Below are 18,647 nucleotides of genomic sequence, written 5' to 3' on the forward strand. Positions count from 1 at the left end.
GCAGATCCGCCAGGCGGCAACGCGCCGCAGCTGACAACCCGACGAGTCGCTCCTATACTCCCCCCGGTATAAACCCCAGGGGAGTACCCACCATGCCCATCACCCTCCATCCGCGCCCGGCACGAGCGATGGCGCCATGAGCGGCCCCACGCAGGAACGCCAGGACGCCATGCTCAAGCGCCTGGCACGGGTCGAGGGGCAGGTACGCGGCATCCAGGCGATGATCCGTCGCGGCGAGCCCTGCGAGGCCATCGCGCAGCAGTTCTCGGCCGCCCGCAAGGCGCTCGACAAGGCCTACCAGGAGATGCTCGCCTGCCTGGTCGAGGAAACCGTGCTCGACCCGGATCGCGACGATGCCGAGACCCTGGCGCGCGTGCGCGCGATCTTCACCAAGTACACCTGACACATACTCCTGGGGAGTACCCGACATGAACGACGCCATCCGCCTGATCGACGCGCCGCGCTTCGCCGAACTGCACCAGCGGGGAGGCGCCCGCTTCCTCGTCGACGTGCGCAGCCCGGCGGAATACCGCGCCGGGCACATCGCCGGTGCCCGCAACGAACCGCTGGGCAACCTGGACCGCGCCCGCCTGGCCGAGCGCCTGCGTGGCGAAGGCCTCGGCAGCGGCGACGAGCTCTACCTGATCTGCCAGAAGGGCCAGCGTGCGCGCCAGGCGGCCGAGCGCCTTAGCGCCCTGCTGCCGGGCGTGCAGGTGATCGAGGGTGGCACCGATGCCTGCCTGGCCTGCGGCATGCCCCGCGAAGGCAGCGGCGGCGGCCTGGAGTTGCAGCGCCAGGTGCAGATCAGCGCCGGCAGCCTGGTGCTGCTGGGTGTCGTCCTCGGCACCTGGCTGCATCCCGGCTGGTACCTGCTGAGCGGCTTCGTCGGCGCCGGCCTCACCTTCGCCGGGCTGAGCGGGACCTGCGGCCTGGCCCTGGTGCTCGCCCGCATGCCCTGGAACCGCTGATGCTTCTCGAAGCCCTCGCCATCGGCACCTTGCTCGGCCTGCTGCTCGGGCTGACCGGCGCAGGTGGCTCGCTGGTGGCCCTGCCCTTGCTGCTCAGCCTGCACCTGCCGCTGCGCGACGCGGTCGGCGTGAGCCTCGGCGCGGTGGCCCTCACCGCCCTGGTCGGCACCGTGCTGCGCCTGCGCCAGGGCCTGGTGGCCTGGCCCCCGGTGCTGCTGCTCGCCGCCACCGGCCTGCCCGGCAACGCACTGGGCCAGTGGCTCGGGCACTGGGTGCCGGAGGGCCTGCTGATCACCGGCTTCTGCCTGCTGGTGCTGTGGTCCGCCTGGCGCCTGTGGCACGGCGCCGAGCGGCCGCGCGCCGGCACGGGCCCCTTGCGTTACCTGCCGTTGCTGGCCATCGGTCTGGGCGTGGGCGTGTTGTCGGGACTGATGGGCGTCGGCGGCGGCTTCCTGGTGGTTCCGGCGCTACTCTGGTTCACGCCGCTCTCGGTACTGGCCGCCACCGCTACGTCCATGGCGGTGGTCGTGGTGGTGTCCGGCGGTGGCTTCCTGCTCTACCTGGGGCAGGCCCAGCCCCCGGCGCTGCTGCTCGGTGCCCTGGCAGTCGGCGGCGCGCTCGGCATGCTGGTCGGCAACCGCCTGGCGTACCGCCTGGGCGGCCCGGCACTGCAACGCCTGTTCGCGGTGCTGCTGGTGATCACCAGCCTGTCGGTGGCCCTGCAGAAACTGATCTGAGGAGATTGCACCATGCTGCTGCGCCAACTCTTCGATGCCGAAAGCTCCACCTACACCTACCTGCTCGCCGACGCCGGCGAGGCGGTGCTGATCGACCCGGTGAAGGAACAGCTCGACGCCTACCTGCGCCTGCTCGACGAACTCGGGCTGCGCCTGGTGCAGGCGCTCGATACCCACACCCATGCCGACCACATCACCGCCCTGGGCGACCTGCGCGAGGCCACCGGCTGCCAGAGCGGATTCGGCGCCGAAAGCGGCAGCACCTGCGCCAGCTTCACCTTCGCCGACGGCACGCGCCTGCGCTTCGGCACGCGCGAGCTGATCGCCTGGTACACCCCCGGGCACACTGCGGACTCCTACTGCTTCCTGCTGCCCGCCAGCCCCGCCGACGGCACTCCGGCGCGGGTGTTCACCGGCGATACGCTGCTGATCCGCGGCACCGGGCGTACCGACTTCCAGAACGGCGACGCGCGCGCCCAGTGGGCCAGCCTGCAGCGCCTGCTGGCGCTGGCCGGCGACACCGAGGTGTGCCCCGGCCACGACTACCGCGGCTGGACGCGTTCGAGCATCGCCGAGGAACGTGCCCACAACCCGCGCCTGCAGGTGGCGGACGCCGAGGCCTATGCGGCGCTGATGGCCAGCCTGCGCCTGCCCAACCCGCGCATGATGGACATCGCCGTGCCCGCCAACCGCGCCTGCGGCCGCCCCTGAGGCGCCGGAAAGCGCCCCTTCCCCTAATAACTATTTGATCTAAACCAACGGCAAAGTTACCGGTCGGACTCTTACTGCCCGCATAAAGCGGGTGGTATCCCCAACGGCAGAACCGGTAAGGAACTATGTGCGGCATTTCTGGAGAGTTACGTTTCGACAAGCGACCCGCCGACCTGGCAGCGGTCGAACGCATCACCCATCACCTCGCCCCTCGCGGCCCCGACGCCTGGGGCTTCCACAGCCAGGGCCCCGTCGCCCTGGGCCATCGCAGGCTGAAGATCATGGACCTGTCCGACGGCTCGGCGCAGCCGATGGTCGAACCCGACCTGGGCCTGGCGATGAGCTTCAACGGCGCCATCTACAACTTCCCCGAGCTGCGTGAAGAGCTGCAGGCCCTCGGTTATCGCTTCCGCTCCGGCGGCGACACCGAGGTGCTGGCCAAGGCCTGGCACGCCTGGGGCAAGGACATGCTGCCCAAGCTCAACGGCATGTTCGCCCTGGGCATCTGGGAGCCGGGCAGCCAGCGCCTGTTCCTGGCCCGCGACCGTCTCGGCATCAAGCCGTTGTACCTGTCGCGCACCGCCAGCCGCCTGCGCTTCGCCTCCAGCCTGCCGGCCCTGCTCAAGGGCGGCGACATCGACGGCACCCTGGACGCCGAGGCGCTCAACCACTACCTCAGCTTCCACGCCGTGGTGCCGGCCCCGCGCACCCTGGTCAAGGGCATCGAGAAGCTGCCGCCGGCCAGCTGGATGATGATCGACGCCCAGGGCAATACCGACCAGGGCACCTGGTGGAGCCTCGACTACGGCCACGGCGCCGAGGAAGCCGGGCTGGAACTGGCCGACTGGCGCGACCTGCTGCTGGGCAGCCTGCGTGACGCCGTATCCGTGCGCCAGCGCGCGGCCCGCGAAGTGGGCGTGCTGCTCTCCGGCGGTGTCGACTCCAGCCTGCTGGTGGGCCTGCTGGCCGAAGCCGGCGTCGAGGACTTGCTGACCTTCTCCATCGGCTTCCAGGATGCCGGCGGCGAACGCGGCGACGAATTCGAATACTCCGACCTCATCGCCCGCCGCTATGGCACCCGCCATCACCAGCTACGGGTCGGCGAGCACGAGATCATCGAGCAGTTGCCGGCGGCCTTCCGCGCCATGAGCGAGCCGATGGTCAGCCACGACTGCATCGCCTTCTACCTGCTCTCCCGCGAGGTCTCGAAACACTGCAAGGTGGTGCAGAGCGGCCAGGGCGCCGACGAGCTGTTCGGCGGCTACCACTGGTACCCGCCGCTGGCCGACACGACCGACCCCTTCGCCACCTACCGCGCGGGGTTCTTCGACCGCAGCCACGCCGACTACCGCGACACCGTGCAGCCGGCCTGGCTCACCGGGGACGTGGCCGGCGACTTCGTCCGCGAACACTTCGCCCGCCCCGGCGCCGAGGACCCGGTCGACAAGGCCCTGCGCCTGGACAGCACCATCATGCTGGTGGACGACCCGGTCAAACGCGTCGACAACATGACCATGGCCTGGGGCCTGGAAGCGCGGGTGCCCTTCCTCGACTACCGCGTGGTCGAGCTTTCCGCGCGCATCCCCTCGCGCTTCAAGCTGGGCGACGGCGGCAAGCAGGTGCTCAAGGAAGTCGCCCGCCAGGTCATCCCCCACGAGGTGATCGACCGGCCCAAGGGCTACTTCCCCGTGCCCGGCCTCAAGCACCTGCAGGGCAAGACCCGCGACTGGGTGCGCGAGCTGCTGCTGGACCCGAGCCAGGATCGCGGCCTGTTCAACACCGCCACCCTCGAACGCCTGCTGGCCAACCCCGGCGAAGACCTGACCCCGCTGCGCGGCTCCAAGCTGTGGCAGATGGCGGCGCTCAACCTCTGGCTCAACGAGCAGGGACTCTAAGGAGAGATTCGCGATGAAATTCTTTACCAGCCAGCAGTACGTGCAGAGCCAGCGTCTGCTGCGCGGCCAGGCGCCCTCCTACGAGCGCCTGCAGGCACGCCTGGCGGAAGAGCACAAGGACGAACAGGCCGAGCAGGTCCAGGTGCTGCATTGCGGCTGGGGGCGCCTGCTGCTGGGCCACACCTACCCGGACCCGGCGAGCCTGGCCCGCGAGCTGCTGGCCGAAAGCCCCGGCGAACGCGACATCGCCCTTTACGTGGCCGCGCCCCAGCAGGTGCTGGCCCAGGCCCCGCAGCAGCTGTTTCTCGACCCCTCCGACACCCTGCGCCTGTGGTTCACCGACTACCGCCCGGCGCGTCGGGCCTTCAGGGGCTTTCGCATCCGCCGCGCCCACAGCGAGGAGGACTGGCAGGCCATCAGCCAGCTGTACCGCAGCCGCGGCATGCTGCCGGTGGACCAGGATGCGATCACCCCGCGCCACCAGGGCGGCCCGGTGTACTGGCTGGCCGAGGACTCGGCGAGCAGCCAGGTGGTCGGCAGCGTGATGGGCCTCAACCACCGCAAGGCCTTCCACGACCCGGAGGGCGGCTCCAGCCTCTGGTGCCTGGCGGTGGACCCGCAATGCAACCGCCCCGGCGTCGGCGAGGCGCTGGTGCGCCACCTCATCGAGCACTTCATGAGCCGTGGCCTGGCCTACCTCGACCTCTCGGTGCTGCACGACAACCGCCAGGCCAAGGCGCTGTACTCGAAACTCGGCTTCCGCGACCTGCCAACCTTCGCCATCAAGCGCAAGAACGGCATCAACCAGACGCTGTTCCTCGGCCCCGGCCCGGAGGAGGACCTCAACCCCTACGCGCGCATCATCGTCGACGAAGCCCACCGCCGCGGCATCGAGGTGCGCGTCGACGACGCCCGCGCCGGGCTCTTCAGCCTCAGCCAGGGCGGGCGCAGCGTGCGCTGCCGCGAATCGCTGTCGGACATGACCAGCGCCGTCAGCATGACCCTGTGCCAGGACAAGACCCTCACCCACAGCACCCTGGCCCGCGCCGGCCTCAGCCTGCCGGCGCAGCGCCTGGCCGGCACGCCAGAGGAGAACGCCGCCTTCCTCGCCGAACATGGCGCCCTGGTGGTCAAGCCGGTGGACGGCGAGCAGGGCAATGGCGTGGCGGTGGACCTGCGCAGCGCCGCCGAGGTGGAAGCGGCCATCGACAACGCCCGGCGCTTCGACAGCCGCGTGCTGCTGGAGAGCTTCCACCAAGGCCACGACCTGCGCATCGTGGTGATCGGCTACGAAGTGGTCGCGGCGGCGATCCGTCGCCCGGCGGAGATCGTCGGCGACGGCCAGCGCAGCATCCGCTCGCTGATCGAGGCGCAGAGCCGCAGGCGCCAGGCCGCCACCGGCGGCGAAAGCCGCATCCCCCTCGACGACGAGACCGAACGCACCCTCAGGGACGCCGGCTACGGCTACGACGACGTGCTGCCCGAGGGCGCCCACCTCGCCGTGCGCCGCACCGCCAACCTGCACACCGGCGGCACCCTGGAGGACGTCACCGGCATCCTCCATCCGCGCCTGGGCGAGGCGGCCATCCGTGCCGCCCGCGCTTTGGGCATCCCGGTGGTGGGGCTGGACCTGCTGGTGCCCGCCGCCGACCAGCCCGACTACGTGTTCATCGAGGCCAACGAACGGGTCGGCCTGGCCAACCACCAGCCGCAGCCCACCGCCGAGCGCTTCATCGACCTGCTGTTCCCCCTCAGCCAGCCGCTGTCCTGAGCCCCGGGCCCACGGGCCCGGCTTCTCGCCAAGGAGACGCCATGACTGCCAGAAAACTTCCCGAACCGGACATGAACTACCTGCGCCAGGTGCTCCTGGAGATGCTCGCCATCCCCAGCCCCACCGGCTTCACCGACACCATCGTGCGCTACGTCGCCGAGCGCCTGGAGGAGATGGGCATCCCCTTCGAGCTGACCCGTCGCGGCACCATCCGCGCCACCCTGCTGGGCCGGCAGAAGAGCCCCGACCGCGCGGTGGCGGCGCACCTGGACACCATTGGCGGCATCGTCCGCCAGATCAAGGACAACGGCCGCCTGGCCCTGGCCCCGGTGGGCTGCTGGTCCAGCCGCTTCGCCGAAGGCAGCCGCGTCAGCGTGTTCACCGACACCGGGGTGATCCGGGGTAGCGTGCTGCCGCTGCTCGCCTCCGGCCACGCCTTCAACACCGAGGTGGACAGCATGCCGATCAGCTGGGACCACATCGAACTGCGCTTGGACGCCTACAGCTCGACCCGCGCCGACTGCGAGTCCCTCGGCGTGTGCATCGGCGACTTCGTCGCCTTCGACCCGCTGCCCGAGTTCACCGAGAGCGGCCACATCAGCGCCCGCCACCTCGACGACAAGGCCGGCGTCGCCGCGCTGCTCACCGCGCTCAAGGGCATCACCGAGGCCAAGCTGGTGCCGCCCATCGACTGCCACCCGCTGTTCACCATCACCGAGGAGATCGGCTCCGGCTCCGCCGGTGCGCTGCCGTGGGACGTCAGCGAGTTCGTCGGCATCGACATCGCCCCGGTCGCCCCCGGCCAGCAATCCAGCGAGCACGCCGTCAGCGTCGCCCTGCAGGATTCCGCCGGCCCCTACGACTACCACCTCTCGCGGCACCTGCTGAAGCTCGCCGAGAAGAACGTCATACCCGTCCGTCGCGACCTGTTCCGCTACTACCACAGCGACGCCCAGTCGGCGATCGCCGCCGGCCACGACACCCGCGCCGCCCTCCTCGCCTTCGGCTGCGACGCCACCCACGGCTACGAGCGCACCCACATCGACAGCCTGGAGGCCATGACCCGCCTGCTGGGCGCCTACATGATGAGCCCGCCGGTGTTCGCCAGCGACGCCGACGCCGCGCAGAACTCCCTGGAGCCATTCAGCCATCAGCTGGAACACACCGCGCAGATGGAAAACGACACCCGCGTACCGACTGTCGGAAGTCTCGTCGGCAAGGGCGAAAGCGACGCTTGAAGGCCACCTCACATAAAGGCAAAGTGCCAGGCCACGGGTGATAAAAACAATGGGGTGAAAGGATGCCTCGCCTCTGTCTGGCGCTCTTGCTGTTCTGCCTCACCGGCCAGGTCTGGGCGCTGCAAAGCGCACCCCTGGACCGCGAGGACCTGCGCCTGTCGCTGAGCCCCTTCATGGGCTACCTGGAAGACCCCGAGGGCAAGCTGCAGCTCGCCGACCTGCGCCAGTTGCCGGACGAAGCCTTCACCCCGGTGCACGGCGAACACGCCAACATGGGCAAGAACAGCTCGGTCTGGTGGTTCAAGGTGCGCCTGGTCAACAGCCGCCAGCACCCGCTGTCGGGCTACCTGGAAGCCAACTACCCGCTGCTCGACCACATCAAGATCTTTCTCTTCGAACCCGACGGCCACCTGCAGGAGCAGGAGAGCGGCGACAGCTTCGCCTTCGCCCAGCGCCCGGTGCAGGTGCGCAACTTCTGGTTCCCCCTCGACCTGCAGCCCGGCACCAACACCCTGCTGCTGCGGGTGGAAAGCACCAGCACCCTCTTCGTGCCGCTGTTCTTCAGCACCTACGGCGCCAGCGCGGCGGCGCAGGAAAACCTCATGGGGTTCAACGGCGCCTTCTACGGCGTGTTGTTCGCCATGTTCTTCTACAACCTGTTCCTCTACATCTCGCTGCGCGAGTCGGCCTACCTCTGGTACCTGGCCTACAACCTCAACGTCGGCCTGCTGGCCGCCTGCTTCGACGGCATGCTGTTCAAGCTGCTGCCCGAGCACGTGGCCTTCCAGTCGGTGAGCATCTACATCCTCATGTACCTGCACTGCCTCACCGCCGTGCAGTTCAGCCGCCACTTCCTCCACGCCAAGCAGTACTTCCCGCGCCTGGACACGGCGCTGCGGGTGGCGATGCTGGCGACCCTGGCGGTGTTCGTCTCGGCGCCGGTGATCGGCCTGCAGGCCTGGAACATCCTTGCCAGCCTCACCGTCTCGGCCGTCTCGCTGCTGCTGCTCCTGGCCGGCATCTACGTCTGGCGCCGGGGCGTGCGCTACGGCTCCTACTACACCCTGGCCTGGGGCATCCTGCTGTTCGCCTTCATCCAGGCCACCACCGGCTCGCTGGGCGTGGAGGTGCTGGGCATCTTCGGCGCCACGGTGGTGAAGATCGGCGTGACCATCGAGCTGATCACCCTCTCCATCGGCCTCGCCGACCGCATCAACACCCTCAAGGAAGAAGGCTTCCGCTCGCGCCAGGCCGCCGAGCAGGCGCACGTCGAGAGCCGCGCCAAGAGCCGCTTCCTGGCCAAGATGAGCCACGAGATCCGCACCCCGCTCAACGGTGTGCTGGGCATGCTGCAACTGCTCAAGGAAACCCCGCTGGACCGCAGCCAGCGCTTCTACGTCGACACCATCTCCAGCTCCGGCAGCGCCCTGATGGCGGTGATCAACGACATCCTCGACTACGCCCGCATCGAGTCCGGCAAGCTGACCCTGGAACACATCGAGTTCGACCTGGAGCAACTGCTCTCCGACACCCTCAGCCTGTTCACCGCCCAGGCCCTGGACAAGCGCCTGCGCCTCTACATCAGCCTGGAGAGCGGCGTGCCGCGGCGCATCAAGGGCGACCCCACGCGCCTCAAGCAGGTGCTGATGAACCTCTTGAGCAACGCCCTCAAGTTCACCGCCGAGGGCCATGTGGCGCTGAACGTCTGCCGCCGCTCCAACTCCCTGGGCGAGCCGCACCTGATCTTCGCCATTAGCGACAGCGGCATCGGCATCCGCAACGAGGCGCTGTCCCAGCTGTTCGACTCCTTCGCCCAGGGCGACTCCAGCACCACCCGCCGCTACGGCGGCAGCGGCCTGGGCCTGGCCATCAGCAAGGAGCTGGTGGAAATGATGGGCGGGCGGATCGAAGTGCAGAGCACCCCGGGCCAGGGCACCCGCTTCGCCTTCGACATGCCCCTGCAGGAAGGCACCGAGGAAGACGACGAACTGCTGCGCCTGCTCAAGGGCAAGACCGCCCTGCTCACCTCCCTCGACGGCCTCGGCCTCGACGCCCTGAGCCGCCTGCTGGGCCGCTGGGGCATGCGCACCGAGCGCTGCCAGACCCCCGAGCGCCTGCACGAATACCTCGACGACTTTGCCGTGCCGCCGCTGCTGGTGCTGGTGGCGCCCTGGCCGGGCAGCGCCGCGCACTGGCTCGACTCCCTGCGCCCGCGCCTGGAACCGGGGCAGCGCATCCTCCTGCTGTGCCCGCCCGAACAGTGCCAGAACCTGCCCCAGAGCAACGGCCTGCGCCTGATCGCCATGGCCCAGCCGCTGGCCGTGGTGCCCCTGCGTGAAGCCCTCGCCGACCTCTACCAGGAGCGCCGCCAGGAGCCGCGCCCGATCCTCAGCGAGGCCTTCAGCGACGCGGGCTCGGCGCCCTGCATCCTCGTCGCCGAGGACAACCCGGTGAACCAGTTGGTGGTGCAGGGCTTCCTGCGCAAGCGTGGCTACCGCGTGCGCACCGTGGCCAACGGCGTGGCGGCGGTGAACGAATACGAGCGCGACCCGGCCGGCGTGCAGCTGATCCTGATGGATTGCGAGATGCCGGAAATGGACGGCTTCGAGGCGACCAGGCGCATCCGCCAGTTCGAGCGCAGCCGCCAGCTGCCGGCGGTGCCCATCGTCGCGCTGACCGCGCACATCCTCGACGAACACCGCGACGCCGGCGCCGAGGCCGGCATGGACGACTTCCTCGGCAAGCCGCTGGACAGCGCCCTGCTCTTCGCCACCCTCGACCGCCTGCTGGTGCGCCAGGGCCAGGAGCACTCGGCCTGAGGCGACGCCCGCGCATGGCGTCGCGGCGGCCATCGCGCTAGGATCGCCGCCTGCCCCCGAGGTCCATCATGCTGATTCCCCACCACCTGCTCGAAGCCGACACCCTGACCCGCCTGATCGAGGATTTCGTCACCCGCGACGGCACCGACAACGGTGACGAGACCCCGTTGGAAACCCGCGTCGCCCGCGTGCGCCATGCCCTGGAGAAGAAGCAGGCGGTGATCGTCTTCGACCCGGACAGCCAGCAATGCCAGCTGATGCTGCGCAGCGAAGTGCCGAAGGAGTTGCTCGAGTCCGGCGAAGACGAGTAGCCCCACGAGGCGGAGCCCGGCCCCGCCCCGTGGCGCGCCTTACCGGTCCTTCTCGCAGTTGACCATCCACGGCACGCCGAAGCGGTCTTCGAACATGCCGAAGCGGGCGGCCCAGAAGGTCGCCTCCAGCGGCATCTGCACCTTGCCACCGGCCGAGAGCGCGGCGAACACCCGCTCGGCTTCCTTGATGGAATCGACGTTGAGCGACACCGAGCAACCGCGGATGCCGTCGTAGGGGTGTTCCGGCGTGGTGTCCGAGGCCATCAGCGACTGGTCGCCGAGGCAAAGGCAGGCGTGGATGGCGCGGTCGTGGAACTGCGCGGGCACGTGCTCGGCCGCCGGGGATTCGCCGAAACTCATCACCTGCAGCTCGCCGCCCAGGGTCTGGTGGTAGAACTCGAAGGCCTCGCGGCAGTTGCCGGCGAAGATCAGGTAGGCGTTGATTCGCATGGTCGTCTCCCTACTGCGGCTTGCCGGTGGCCATCTGGGCGCGCTGGCGTTCTTCCTGCTCACGCAGCTCGGGCGTGAATTCGGCGCCGAAGTCCTCGGCGGTGAAGATCTGGCGGATCTCGATGTCCGAGTCCCCGGTCATCGGGTTGGGGCAACGCTTGACCCACTCGATGGCCTTCTCCAGGGATTCCACTTCCCAGATCCAGTAGCCGGCGACCAGCTCGCGGGTCTCGGCGAAGGGCCCGTCGGTCACCGTGCGGCTGCTGCCGGAGAAGGTCACCCGAGCGCCCCGGGAACTGGGGTGCAGCCCTTCGCCCGCCTGCATGATGCCGGCGTCGATCAGCTCCTGGTTGTACGCGCCCATCGCGGCGAGCAGCTCCTCGCTGGGCATTTCGCCGGCTTCGGATTCCTTCGTTGCCTTGACCATCACCATGAATCGCATCGTGTCGCTCCTTCTGTCAGGTTTCATGCCCGCCAGGCTGGCGGTTCTGTCCATTAGTCGAACGGGCTTCGCCGGTTTCGACAGCCCCTCGAAGAAAATTCGCGCGCATCGGCTCCCGCATGGATGCACGCGGGCGCGGAGGCGAATCACAGCTTAGTGGGTGTTGGGAATCACGCAGCTGACAGGAGGGTCGGAACGCCGGACGGCGCCCCGTGGATGCGCGATTGGAGCCTCCTGCCAGCGCCGCGAACGTCCGCCGCCAGGAAACCAGCCGGATGAGCGGGGAAAACCCGCCATCCCTCAGTGCAACGGCAGGCGGATGCGGAACTCGGCACCACCGAGGCTGGAGTCGTCCAGCGCCAGCTCGCCGTCGAAGCTCTCGACGATGTCGCGGACAACAGCGGTGCCGATGCCCTGTCCGGGGTGCTGGGCGTCGAGGCGCTCGCCGCGCTTGAGGATGCGCGCACGCTGGTCCACCGGCACGCCGGGGCCGTCGTCCTCCACGCGCAGCTCGCAGAAGCCGGCACCCTGCACGGCGCTGACGCGGATGCGGCCAAGGCACAGGCGGTAGGCGTTCTCCAGCAGGTTGCCAAGCAGCTCCAGCAAGGCGCCCTGCTCCACCGGCACCTCGAGGGTGGGCTCGAAGGCGCGTTCGACCTGCACCTTCTTGTCGCGGTAGACCTTGTCCAGCGCCTCGCAGAGCAGGTCGAGCAGCGGCGCCAGGCGCACGCGGTGGCGCACCAGGCCGCTCTTGCGCAGGGTGGCGCGCTGCAACTGGTAGTCGACCTGCTGGCTCATGCGCTCGATCTGGCTGCGCAGCACGTGCGCCTGCTCGGGGTTGGCCGACTTGTTGATGGTCTCGCTGACGCCCTGCAGCACCGAGAGCGGGGTCTTCAGGCTGTGGGCCAGGTCGTCGAGGGAATTGCGGTAGCGCTCGCGCTGCTGGCGTTCGCTTTCCAGCAGGCGGTTGAGCGAGCCGGTCAGGCGCAGCAGTTCGCGCGGGTGCTCCTCGCTGAGGGAATCGCGGGCGCCGGCTTCCACCTGGTCCAGCTCCTCGCTGAGCCGGCGCAGGCTGCGAAAACCCCAGGTGAGGCCGAACCAGAGCAGGGTCAGGAGCAGCAGGAGCGCGGCACCGAGCCAGAGGTAGAGCTGGTGGACGAAGCCGTCGTGCATCACCTGGTAGTCGCTCATCGGCTGCATGGTGACCACGCTGAAGGCGGCGGCCTGGCCGCGCAGCAGGTCGATCTCCACGTCGTAGACGAAGAACTCGCGGCCGCGCGTGTCGTGCACACGGGTGAACTCGTGGCCGCGGCCGTCATAGCGCGGCTCGTAGTGCACGCTCTCGTCGGTGGAGGAGCGCGACTGCCAGACCAGCCGGCCGTCGCTGTCGTAGATGTAGCCGAGCTGCGTGGCGTCGAGGTTGTCGAATTCCTCGTCGGGCAGCTTGTCCGGCATGTCCAGGCGCCCGTCGACGATGCGCGCGGCGGCGATCAGGGCACTGGCGTCGGCGGCCAGGCGCTTCTCGATGGCCTGGTCGAGGGCGTAGTCGAAGGCGCTGCGCAGCAGGGGCAGCAGCACCAGCATGAACAGCACCGCGAGCGCGGTGGCGCCCAGCATCAGGCGCAGGCGCAGGGAGAACCCGGCGCGGCGGCGGGGGCCGGCGGTGCGACTCAACGGCAGCGCTCGGTGAACAGGTAGCCCTGGCCGCGCACCGTCTCGATGGGCTTGAAGCCGTGCTCGCCTTCCAGCTTGCGACGGATACGGCCCACCAGCACCTCGATGACGTTGGGGTCGCGCTCCTCGTCTCCGGGATACAGCTGCTCCATCAGCCGCTCCTTGGCCACCACCTGCTGGTGATGACGCATGAGGTATTCGAGGATGCGGTATTCGTAGGCGGTCAGCGCCATGGGCGCGCCGTCGACCTGCGCCTGCTTGCGGTTGAGGTCGAGCAGCAAGGGGCCGGCCTCGATGGTGGACTGGACGAAGCCCGAGGAGCGTCGCAACAGGGCATTGAGGCGCGCCTCCAGCTCTTCGAACTGGAACGGCTTGACCACGTAGTCGTCGGCACCGGCGGCCAGGCCTTCGACCTTGTCCTGCCAGTTGCCGCGCGCGGTGAGTATGAGGATGGGAAAAACCTTGTCGCTGCTGCGCAACTGGCGGATGAGGTCCAGGCCGCTCATGCCGGGCAGGCCGAGGTCGATCACCGCCAGGTCGTGGTGGAACTCCTTGGCGCGGTACAGCGCCTCTTCGGCATCGGCCACCGCGTCGACCACATGCCCCTGCTCGCCGAGGCGCGTATGGAGGTGATGGCGCAGCAGCGCCTCGTCTTCCACAACCAGCAATTTCATCTGCATTTCCTCAGGCAAGGGCCGGGCACTGGGCCCGGCCGTGCGTGGCACTGGTCAGAACTTGTAGCTGGCGCCCAGGTAGGCCTGCGAGCTGCTGTGCAGGTCCAGCGAGCCGAGCTTGTCGCCGCCGTGGGGCGCGACTTCGGTACTGGCGTTGGTGCGCAGGTAACGATAGCCGGCCTCGATGGAGGTGTTCTTGTTCAGCTGCTGGAGGATACCGGCCTGCAGGCCCGCTGCGTAGCCGATGTCGCTGTCGCGGCGCATGCCGGTACCGTCCTGCTCCAGCTTGACCAGGCCGAGGGTGGCGCCACCGAACAGCTTGGTGTTGTTGTCACCCAGGGGCAGGAAGACGTCGTAGCTGCCGAGCAGGTTCTGCTGGCGCAGCTTGTTGCCGCGGTCGGTGTCCGAGAAGTTCTCGTAGGTGGCGTAGTAGCGGCCGTTGTCATCCATCTGGCCGGCGCGCACGCCCCAGGTCCCGGTCTTGTGGATCACCTTGTCCAGGCTCGGGTCACCGAGGTTGGCATTGAGCGCCGAGGAGTTCTGGATGTTGTTGTTGGTCTGGCCCCAGGTGAGGCCGATGAACGGGTCGGCGGCCTGGGCGGACGCAGCGGCGAAGGTCAGGCCGGCGGCGATGAAGAGGGGGTTCAGGATGGCTTTCATGAGGCGTTCCTCCGATGGATTTCGATTCGTGCTTGAACACGGGAGCCATCTTGCCGGCGGGGCACTGAACAGCCCCTGAACCCCCGCTGAACCTCGGCTGAACGACCTGCAATGGACGCAAGGACGCGCGCGGGGTTCGGCACACACCGCCATCCCCGCGAACGCGGGGACCCACTGAACGCGCCGCCCCGGGGCAAAAAAAAACGGGAGCCCCCACAAGGGCTCCCGTTCTCGATTCAGAGAAAACGCCCGGAGTCGACCAGTGGCCAGGACTCCAAGCTACAACCTCACCTGCGTTCCAGAAGAAACGCGACGCTAGTCTGGCAAATAGGCCGCCAGGCATCCGTTTAGCTTTGGTAACCCGATTGCAAACATATGTAACCGGCGCGGGCGCTGGCTCCGGCCGGGCCGGCGCGGCAAAATGCGCCCATGACGCCTTCCCTCCCCGCTTTCTGCACCCCGCTGGATGCCGATTGGCCCTTCGCCACGGCGCTGCCCGGCATCGCCCTGCGCGCCTGTCGCTTCGACCCGGCGCAGCTCGCCGACCACGACTTCGACCGTTGCGCCATCGCGGCGCCCGCCAATATCCAGCGCTCGGTGGCCAAGCGCCGCGCCGAGTACCTGGCCGGCCGCCTCTGTGCCCGCGCGGCGCTGCTGCCGCTGACCGGCCGGGCGGAGGTGCCGGGCACGGGCGAGGATCGCGCGCCGGTCTGGCCGACGGGCATCAGCGGCTCCATCACCCACGGCGCCGGCTGGGCTGCGGCCCTGGTGGCGCGCAAGGCGGACTGGCGCGGCCTGGGCCTGGACATGGAGCAACGCCTGGAAACCGGGCGCGCCCTGCGCCTGGCCGAGGAAATCCTCACCCCCGCCGAGCTGCAACGCCTCGCCCTGCTTCCCGCCGAAGAACAGGCCGAGCGCGTGACCCTGACCTTCTCCCTCAAGGAAAGCCTGTTCAAGGCCCTCTACCCGCTGGTGGGCAAGCGCTTCTATTTCCACGATGCCGAGCTGCTGGCGGTGGACGACAGCGCACGGACGGCACGCCTCGGGCTGCTGATCAACCTGGCTGGCGAGTGGATGACGGGCAGCGAGCTGGAGGGGCATTTCCGCCTCTACGAAGATCGGCTGCTAAGCCTAGTGGCGGTGCGCTGATCAGCGCCTGAGCACCCGTAGGTTGGCGCCGAGCGCAGCGAGGCCCAACAGTGCAATGCCCCACCTCGCTGCGTTGGGCTTCGTGCCTCAGCCCAACCTACGGGACTTCTTTCCTACTGCGGTAAATCCCCATCGCCCTGGCGGCGGGGCCAGACCAGGCTGAAGCGCGCGCCGCCGAGGGTGTCGCTGCGGCCGATCTGTGCGCGGCCGGCGTGCCAGTAGATGATCCGCCGCACGATGGAGAGCCCCAGGCCATGGCCGCCGGAGGCGCGGGTGCGGCTGTCGTCGAGGCGCAGGAAGGGGGTGAAGATGCGCTCCCAGTGGCTTTCCGGCACGCCGGGGCCGTCGTCCTCGACATCGATACGGCAGCGCTTGTGGCCGATCTGGTAGCTCAGCCGCACGCGTGCTTCGGCGTGGCGCATGGCGTTGCTCACCAGGTTCTGCAAGGCGCGGTGCAGGTAACGCGGCTCGGCCTCGACCCAGGCACCCTCGCCGCTCGCGGTGAGGCACTGGCCGCGCTCCACGCGCACGGCGACGCGCAGCGGGGCGAGCTCGGCGATCACCTGGTCGAACAGCGCATCGAGATCCACGCGCTGGAAGTTCAGCGCCGGCGTGCCCTGCTCCAGGCGGGCATAGGTCAGCATCTCGTCCACCAGCTTGTCGAGCTCCTGGATGTCGCCGTCCATGCCCTCCATGTACTTGCGCCGGGCGTTCTCGGTCTCTGCGTCGGCGATCATCTCCAGGCCGAAGCGCAGGCGCGCCACCGGCGTGCGCAACTCGTGGGAGACCGCGCGCACCAGCTCGCGCTGCACCGACAGCAACTGCTGCAACTGCTCGGCCATGCCGTTGAACGCGGCGGCCAGGCGCCCCACCGAGTCGGCGCCCCTGGCCGGCACGCGGGCGTCCAGCTTGCCGTGGGCGATCCGCGTGGCCGCCGCCTCAAGCCCCAGCAGGCGGCGCTCCAGCTGGCGCACCAGCAGGTAGATGGTGAGGCCGATGAAGCTCAGGCCGAGCAGGCCGATCAGCACCAGCAGCTCCGGCGGGTAGGGGTTCATCAGGTACAGCGGGCCGATCTCCAGCACCCAGGGCGTGTCGACGATGCCGGCGAAGATGCGCACCGAATCGCCGCCCTTGCCCAGGGCCATCACCGTGTCGCCCTCGTCCACGCGGCGACGCTGGTCTTCATCGAGGTCGGCGTCCTTGAGGGTGATCAGGTGCAGGTCGAAGCCGAACTGCTTGCCCTCCTTCAATGCCGCCAGGCGCTGGGGCTGCTCGCGCACCGGGAAGCGCACCAGCTCGTCGATCAACAGGTAGACGGTGGCGCGCGCCAGCTGCTCGCTGATCTGCTGCACCTCGCCGGTGAGCACCAGGTGCTCCTGCTCGCTCACCAGGCTGTAGACCTTGGCGGCGTGGGGGCCGGTCTGCTCCACCAGCACCTGCTTGCGCAGCACGCGGCTGCGCACGCCGCTGTCGAGGCGGTCCTCGTCCAGGTCCTGCAGCGCCAGGGGGATGCCCATCAGCCGGCTCCAGAGCACCAGGGCGCGGCGCCGCTCGATGGCGGTCATGGGTTCGAGGTTGTCGGACATCAGGCGGAAGGTGCCGCGCGCCAGGCTCTCGCGGTACTGGTCGGCACGCACCTCGTTGACCTGGTGGAAGGTGAACACGCCCAAAAGCGCCACCAGCACCAGGGTGATCAACAGCCCGCCGTAGATACGCAGGAAGATCGAGTTCATCGCCGCTCCCCGGGGCGGTCGAGCAGGCCGAAGCAATCCAGGCTGAGGTAGCGGCCGTCCTTGTACTCGCACTCGCGGCGCACGCCTTCGTGGACGAAGCCCAGGCGTCGCAGCAGGCCGCTGCTGGCCGCGTTGTCGGTGTCCACCACCGCCTCGATGCGGTGCAGGCGCATGGCATCGAAGCCGTGGCCGATCGCCGCCTCCAGGCATTCGCGCATCACCCCGCCGCGCCAGTGCTCGGGCATCAGCCAGTAGCCGAGCTCCGCGCGGCGATGGCCGTGGTCCCAATCGTGGTAACCGCAGGCGCCGAGCAGGTGCTGGGGATCATCGCGGTTGCAGATGCCCCACCAGATGCCGGTGCGCTCGCGAACCAGCGAGCGGTACCAGTCCATCTGCACCCGGGTGGCCTCCAGGCTGTCGTAGGAGACGCCGTAGTAACGGATCACATCCGGGTGGGAGAGGCCCAGGAAGATGGCGCGGGTATCGGCCGGGCCAATCTCCCGCAGGCGGAATCGGGTGGTTTCGAGGGTGGGGAACATGGCGCTCTCGGCTGGACGATGGGCACCGTCATCCGAAGCTGGGCGGCACCGCATCCTTATATAGGGTTCAAAGCAGGCCTTCGGCCGCCTCCCTGACGAAAAGATAGCCCTTGCTGCGCACCGTCTTGATCAGGCGCGGGTGCATGGGGTCGTCGCCAATCTTCGGGCGGATGCGCGAGATGCGCACGTCGATGGAACGGTCCTGGCCGTCGTACTCGATGCCGCGCAGGGCGTTGAAGATCTCCTCGCGCGAGAGGATGCGCCCGGCGTTGGCCGCCAGCAGCCAGAGCAGGTCGAACTCGGCGCTGGTCAGCTCGATGCTGCGCTCGTTGAGCCAGGCCTCGCGCATGGCGTTGTCGATCACCAGCGGGCCGAACTCCAGGCGCCGCACGTTCTCCTCGACGGGCTCGGACAGGCCGCCCTCGCTGCGCCGCAGCAGCGCGCGGATGCGCGCCAGCAGCACGCGCGGGCGCACCGGCTTGCACACGTAGTCGTCCGCGCCCATCTCCAGGCCCAGCACCTGGTCCATGTCGTCGGTGCGCGCGGTGAGCATGAGGATGGGGCCCTCATAGCGGCCACGGACCTTGCGGCAGATGGACAGGCCATCCTCGCCGGGCAGCATGAGGTCGAGCACCACAAGGTCGGGCTGCTCCTTGAGAATGCGCGCCACGGCCTGGCCACCATCGGACTCGATGGCCACTTTCAGGCCGTTGCCCTCGAGGTATTCCCGGGTCAGCTCGGCCAGTCGTTGGTCGTCCTCGACGATGAGGATGCGCCAGGATTCTTGCTCCACCACGTACTCCTAATGAACTGCATCAAGGCCGTGAAACGGGCGGCATTGTAGCAACGCCGGCCATTCTGCACAGTGCATGCCAA

General features: G+C 68.8%; 18 protein-coding genes. 10 read left to right on the forward strand and 8 right to left on the reverse strand.

Annotated features, from left to right (window positions below; genetic code table 11):
• Positions 1-136: 136 nt before the first annotated feature.
• From WFQ67_RS03535 to WFQ67_RS03575, 9 genes are all read left to right on the forward strand, one after another.
• Entirely contained in the window at positions 137-403 is a 267-nt protein-coding gene (locus tag WFQ67_RS03535) for a metal-sensing transcriptional repressor (RefSeq protein ID WP_213625704.1), read from the forward strand.
• A gap of 25 nt (positions 404-428) precedes the next feature.
• The gene (locus WFQ67_RS03540) at positions 429-968 is read left to right on the forward strand and encodes a rhodanese-like domain-containing protein (RefSeq protein ID WP_337056186.1); all 540 of its coding nucleotides are present in this window, start codon (positions 429-431) and stop codon (positions 966-968) included.
• Complete coding sequence (locus tag WFQ67_RS03545) at positions 968-1,705, forward strand: sulfite exporter TauE/SafE family protein (protein ID WP_337056187.1); 738 nt, start codon at positions 968-970, stop codon at positions 1,703-1,705. The genes WFQ67_RS03540 and WFQ67_RS03545 overlap by 1 nt, the downstream gene beginning before the upstream one ends.
• 12 nt (positions 1,706-1,717) lie before the next feature.
• Complete coding sequence (locus tag WFQ67_RS03550; RefSeq protein WP_337056188.1) at positions 1,718-2,416, forward strand: MBL fold metallo-hydrolase; 699 nt, start codon at positions 1,718-1,720, stop codon at positions 2,414-2,416.
• Positions 2,417-2,541: 125 nt separating this feature from the next.
• Positions 2,542-4,311: an N-acetylglutaminylglutamine amidotransferase gene (locus WFQ67_RS03555; RefSeq protein WP_337056189.1), complete on the forward strand. Its 1,770-nt coding sequence runs from the start codon at positions 2,542-2,544 to the stop codon at positions 4,309-4,311.
• A gap of 13 nt (positions 4,312-4,324) precedes the next feature.
• Positions 4,325-6,082: an N-acetylglutaminylglutamine synthetase gene (gene ngg / locus WFQ67_RS03560; protein ID WP_337056190.1), complete on the forward strand. Its 1,758-nt coding sequence runs from the start codon at positions 4,325-4,327 to the stop codon at positions 6,080-6,082.
• Positions 6,083-6,123: 41 nt separating this feature from the next.
• On the forward strand, positions 6,124-7,320 hold the full coding sequence (locus WFQ67_RS03565; RefSeq protein ID WP_173172237.1) for an osmoprotectant NAGGN system M42 family peptidase: 1,197 nt from the start codon (positions 6,124-6,126) through the stop codon (positions 7,318-7,320).
• Between the two features lie 62 nt (positions 7,321-7,382).
• Positions 7,383-10,139, forward strand: a complete 2,757-nt coding sequence (locus WFQ67_RS03570; RefSeq protein ID WP_337056191.1) for a hybrid sensor histidine kinase/response regulator — start codon at positions 7,383-7,385, stop codon at positions 10,137-10,139.
• A gap of 68 nt (positions 10,140-10,207) precedes the next feature.
• Positions 10,208-10,450, forward strand: coding sequence for a YheU family protein (locus WFQ67_RS03575; RefSeq protein ID WP_173172233.1), 243 nt, complete (start codon positions 10,208-10,210; stop codon positions 10,448-10,450).
• Between the two features lie 39 nt (positions 10,451-10,489).
• Here the strand turns inward: WFQ67_RS03575 and WFQ67_RS03580 are convergent, their stop codons facing one another.
• The 5 genes from WFQ67_RS03580 to WFQ67_RS03600 form a co-directional block, all read right to left on the reverse strand.
• Entirely contained in the window at positions 10,490-10,900 is a 411-nt protein-coding gene (locus tag WFQ67_RS03580) for a VOC family protein (RefSeq protein WP_213625711.1), read from the reverse strand.
• A gap of 10 nt (positions 10,901-10,910) precedes the next feature.
• Positions 10,911-11,342: a YciI family protein gene (locus WFQ67_RS03585; RefSeq protein ID WP_173172229.1), complete on the reverse strand. Its 432-nt coding sequence runs from the start codon at positions 11,340-11,342 to the stop codon at positions 10,911-10,913.
• 300 nt (positions 11,343-11,642) lie between these two features.
• Positions 11,643-12,959, reverse strand: coding sequence for an ATP-binding protein (locus WFQ67_RS03590; RefSeq protein WP_213630642.1), 1,317 nt, complete (start codon positions 12,957-12,959; stop codon positions 11,643-11,645).
• 53 nt (positions 12,960-13,012) lie between these two features.
• Positions 13,013-13,690, reverse strand: coding sequence for a response regulator (locus tag WFQ67_RS03595; protein ID WP_173172227.1), 678 nt, complete (start codon positions 13,688-13,690; stop codon positions 13,013-13,015).
• Positions 13,691-13,744: 54 nt separating this feature from the next.
• Entirely contained in the window at positions 13,745-14,350 is a 606-nt protein-coding gene (locus WFQ67_RS03600; protein ID WP_173172225.1) for an outer membrane protein, read from the reverse strand.
• Between the two features lie 429 nt (positions 14,351-14,779).
• Here WFQ67_RS03600 and WFQ67_RS03605 point away from each other — a divergent pair, with 429 nt between their 5' ends.
• The gene (locus WFQ67_RS03605; RefSeq protein WP_337056192.1) at positions 14,780-15,499 is read left to right on the forward strand and encodes a 4'-phosphopantetheinyl transferase family protein; all 720 of its coding nucleotides are present in this window, start codon (positions 14,780-14,782) and stop codon (positions 15,497-15,499) included.
• 113 nt (positions 15,500-15,612) lie between these two features.
• Here the strand turns inward: WFQ67_RS03605 and WFQ67_RS03610 are convergent, their stop codons facing one another.
• From WFQ67_RS03610 to WFQ67_RS03620, 3 genes are all read right to left on the reverse strand, one after another.
• A complete protein-coding gene (locus WFQ67_RS03610; protein ID WP_337056193.1) occupies positions 15,613-17,232 on the reverse strand; it encodes an ATP-binding protein in 1,620 nt (539 codons plus the stop codon).
• The gene (locus tag WFQ67_RS03615; RefSeq protein WP_173172219.1) at positions 17,229-17,771 is read right to left on the reverse strand and encodes a GNAT family N-acetyltransferase; all 543 of its coding nucleotides are present in this window, start codon (positions 17,769-17,771) and stop codon (positions 17,229-17,231) included. Before WFQ67_RS03615 ends, WFQ67_RS03610 begins: the two co-directional genes overlap by 4 nt.
• Positions 17,772-17,838: 67 nt before the next feature.
• Positions 17,839-18,564, reverse strand: a complete 726-nt coding sequence (locus WFQ67_RS03620) for a response regulator (protein WP_213625716.1) — start codon at positions 18,562-18,564, stop codon at positions 17,839-17,841.
• Between the last annotated feature and the right edge of the window lie 83 nt (positions 18,565-18,647).

The organism is Pseudomonas sp. USHLN015 (genome assembly GCF_037153275.1).
Classification (GTDB): domain Bacteria; phylum Pseudomonadota; class Gammaproteobacteria; order Pseudomonadales; family Pseudomonadaceae; genus Metapseudomonas; species Metapseudomonas tohonis.

What these genes read in the sequence shown, in the direction of transcription:
- WFQ67_RS03590 (WP_213630642.1), bottom strand. Translation starts at nt 12,959, where the DNA reads ATGCTGGGCGCCACCGCGCTCGCGGTGCTGTTCATGCTGGTGCTGCTG.
- WFQ67_RS03585 (WP_173172229.1), bottom strand. Translation starts at nt 11,342, where the DNA reads ATGCGATTCATGGTGATGGTCAAGGCAACGAAGGAATCCGAAGCCGGC.
- WFQ67_RS03540 (WP_337056186.1), top strand. Translation starts at nt 429, where the DNA reads ATGAACGACGCCATCCGCCTGATCGACGCGCCGCGCTTCGCCGAACTG.
- WFQ67_RS03610 (WP_337056193.1), bottom strand. Translation starts at nt 17,232, where the DNA reads ATGAACTCGATCTTCCTGCGTATCTACGGCGGGCTGTTGATCACCCTG.
- WFQ67_RS03570 (WP_337056191.1), top strand. Translation starts at nt 7,383, where the DNA reads ATGCCTCGCCTCTGTCTGGCGCTCTTGCTGTTCTGCCTCACCGGCCAG.
- WFQ67_RS03545 (WP_337056187.1), top strand. Translation starts at nt 968, where the DNA reads ATGCTTCTCGAAGCCCTCGCCATCGGCACCTTGCTCGGCCTGCTGCTC.
- WFQ67_RS03565 (WP_173172237.1), top strand. Translation starts at nt 6,124, where the DNA reads ATGACTGCCAGAAAACTTCCCGAACCGGACATGAACTACCTGCGCCAG.
- WFQ67_RS03600 (WP_173172225.1), bottom strand. Translation starts at nt 14,350, where the DNA reads ATGAAAGCCATCCTGAACCCCCTCTTCATCGCCGCCGGCCTGACCTTC.
- WFQ67_RS03615 (WP_173172219.1), bottom strand. Translation starts at nt 17,771, where the DNA reads ATGTTCCCCACCCTCGAAACCACCCGATTCCGCCTGCGGGAGATTGGC.
- WFQ67_RS03555 (WP_337056189.1), top strand. Translation starts at nt 2,542, where the DNA reads ATGTGCGGCATTTCTGGAGAGTTACGTTTCGACAAGCGACCCGCCGAC.
- ngg (WP_337056190.1), top strand. Translation starts at nt 4,325, where the DNA reads ATGAAATTCTTTACCAGCCAGCAGTACGTGCAGAGCCAGCGTCTGCTG.
- WFQ67_RS03535 (WP_213625704.1), top strand. Translation starts at nt 137, where the DNA reads ATGAGCGGCCCCACGCAGGAACGCCAGGACGCCATGCTCAAGCGCCTG.
- WFQ67_RS03550 (WP_337056188.1), top strand. Translation starts at nt 1,718, where the DNA reads ATGCTGCTGCGCCAACTCTTCGATGCCGAAAGCTCCACCTACACCTAC.
- WFQ67_RS03595 (WP_173172227.1), bottom strand. Translation starts at nt 13,690, where the DNA reads ATGAAATTGCTGGTTGTGGAAGACGAGGCGCTGCTGCGCCATCACCTC.
- WFQ67_RS03605 (WP_337056192.1), top strand. Translation starts at nt 14,780, where the DNA reads ATGACGCCTTCCCTCCCCGCTTTCTGCACCCCGCTGGATGCCGATTGG.
- WFQ67_RS03575 (WP_173172233.1), top strand. Translation starts at nt 10,208, where the DNA reads ATGCTGATTCCCCACCACCTGCTCGAAGCCGACACCCTGACCCGCCTG.
- WFQ67_RS03580 (WP_213625711.1), bottom strand. Translation starts at nt 10,900, where the DNA reads ATGCGAATCAACGCCTACCTGATCTTCGCCGGCAACTGCCGCGAGGCC.